Annotated in this window: 2 tRNA genes and 1 rRNA gene (1 of these 3 cut by a window edge); all 3 read right to left on the bottom strand. The window is 53.4% G+C overall.

The annotated features are described in order from the left end of the window. A 23S ribosomal RNA gene (locus OEZ49_RS22790) occupies positions 1-1,767 on the bottom strand; the annotation flags it as partial. Positions 1,768-2,246: 479 nt separating this feature from the next. Beyond that, positions 2,247-2,322: transfer RNA gene (locus OEZ49_RS22795), tRNA-Ala, on the bottom strand. 109 nt (positions 2,323-2,431) lie between these two features. Next, positions 2,432-2,500: transfer RNA gene (locus tag OEZ49_RS22800), tRNA-Ile, on the bottom strand (it continues 8 nt past the right edge of the window).

Consider the following 2,500-nt stretch of genomic DNA (forward strand, 5'->3'; position numbering starts at 1 on the left):
TCTTGCGACTTCGCAGAGCCCTGTGTTTTTAATAAACAGTCGCCACCCCCTGGTTTGTGCCCCCGGATCCAAGTTGCCTTGAACCCGGGCCTCCTTCTCGCGAACTTACGGAGGTATTTTGCCGAGTTCCTTCAACATCGTTCTCTCAAGCGCCTTGGTATTCTCTACCAGTCCACCTGTGTCGGTTTAGGGTACGGTCTGATGGAGGGCTATTTCCAGGGACCACTCAGCAGCCCAACCAATCCGATAAGGCTGAACTACATCCGTGATCCGTCACATCCTCCTGGCCTAGGAATATTAACCTAGTTCCCATCGCCTACGCCTTTCGGCCTCGGCTTAGGGGCCGGCTTACCCTGCTCAGATTAGCTTTAAGCAGGAACCCTTGGACTTTCGGCGAGAGTGTCTCTCACACTCTTTGTCGCTACTCATGTCATCATTCTCGCTAGTGATCTCTCCACCGGATGGCTCACGCCCCGGCTTCATCGAAAGGTTCGTGATCCTCCAAGGTGCCCCGAAGGACACTAAAGAGGATAGAACCTATGTCACACTACGCTCCGCTACCATGCCTTACGGCATCCTCAGCTTCGGCTCATGGCTTGAGCCCCGTTACATCTTCGCCGCAGGACGTCTTGATTAGACCAGTGAGCTGTTACGCTATCTTTAAAGGATGGCTGCTTCTAAGCCAACCTCCTGGTTGTTTTGGACATCCCACCTGCTTTCCCACTTAGCCATGAATTGGGGGCCTTAGCTGGAGGTCAGGGTTGTTTCCCTCTCCACTACGGGCGTTAGCACCCGCAGTGTGTCTGCCATCTAGTACTCCCGGGTATTCGGAGTTTGGTTAGGATCAGTAAGCCTGTGGGGCCCCATTACCCATCCAGTGCTCTACCCCCCGGGGTATTCGGATGACGCTCTACCTAAATAGATTTCGCGGAGAACCAGCTATCTCCGAGTTTGATTGGCCTTTCACCCCTAGGCACAACTCATCCCGACCTTTTTCAACAGGTGTGGGTTCGGACCTCCAGTGCGTGTTACCGCACCTTCATCCTGGTCATGCCTAGATCACTCGGTTTCGGGTCTGATCCCACGAACTCGACGCCCTATTAAGACTCGCTTTCGCTGCGCCTACACCTAACGGCTTAAGCTTGCTCGTGAGACCAAGTCGATGACCCATTATACAAAAGGTACGCGGTCAGGCCGCTAGGGCCCTCCCACTGCTTGTAGGCGCTCGGTTTCAGGTACTGTTTCACTCCCCTCGTCGGGGTGCTTTTCACCTTTCCCTCACGGTACTGGTTCGCTATCGGTCAGCAAGGAGTACTTAGCCTTCGAAGGTGGTCCTCCGATCTTCAGACAGGATTTCACGTGTCCCGCCCTACTTAATACGTCCCATCGAACTTCGAATACGGGGCTATCACCCGCTATGGCCATGCTTCCCAACATGTTCTTCTCATTCTCAAGGCTCGGCTGGTCCCCGTTCGCTCGCCACTACTAGGGGAGTATCAATTGATTTCCTTTCCTCCGGGTACTTAGATGTTTCAGTTCCCCGGGTTTGCTCTTAAAACCCTATGTATTCAGGTCTTAAGTACCTGTTTCACCCCGTTATTGATAACCCGGAGGTTAACAATAACAGAATGTCAGGTGGGTTGCCCCATTCGGAAATTCATGGATCAAAGCCTATTCTCGGCTCCCCATGACTTATCGCAGAGTATCACGTCCTTCATCGCCTCTTGCTGCCAAGGCATCCACCAAACGCCCTTCTCGCGCTTGATTCGATCCAGAAAAAGAAAGACTGAACTTTCACGGCCCGGGCTGGTTCGACCAGGCCTTCTTCTGAACCAAAAGTCACTTTTCCCGCTCAGCCCGTCAGGGCTGAACTTAGTGGTGCGTATCCTCGCGGACCGCACCGGGTTAGTGTACTTGACTTGGACAACTTCTGTTCGTTTCAACAGGGATACGACAGACCGGGTCGGCTAGACCCAATCCACGCCTTCTGCTCTCTTTTATGTGTCCTACCGCCTATTCGGCTACTTGAGGACGAAAGCAGAACCCGCTGAGATCGACACCTCACGCGGTGCGATCAAACAGAGTTGATTGATTTCTCTCTAAACGATGTCAATTCCGTCGCTCCCTCTGGAAGCGACGAGCGCGAGGCAGCGTATTCTCGAAGAGAATGCGCGTTCGCGCCGCGTATCTGTTGGAACAGATATCAAAACATTCAACCAAATGCTTTGATCTCGGTTCCAGAGATATGGTGGAGCCTAGGAGGATCGAACTCCTGACCTCCTGAATGCAAATCAGGCGCTCTCCCAGCTGAGCTAAGGCCCCATAAAGGCGATCCTGAAGGCCGCTCTCATTGATTGCTGCGCAATCAACTGCCGCTTGCCATCAAGAGGCACCGTTGGTCCGCATCTTTTGGCACAGCCAAAAGAGCGGATGGTGGGTCGAGGAGGACTTGAACCTCCGACCTCACGCTTATCAGGCGTGCGCTCTAACCACCTGAGCT

The organism is Ruegeria marisflavi (assembly GCF_025673445.1).
Taxonomy (GTDB): domain Bacteria; phylum Pseudomonadota; class Alphaproteobacteria; order Rhodobacterales; family Rhodobacteraceae; genus Ruegeria_B; species Ruegeria_B marisflavi.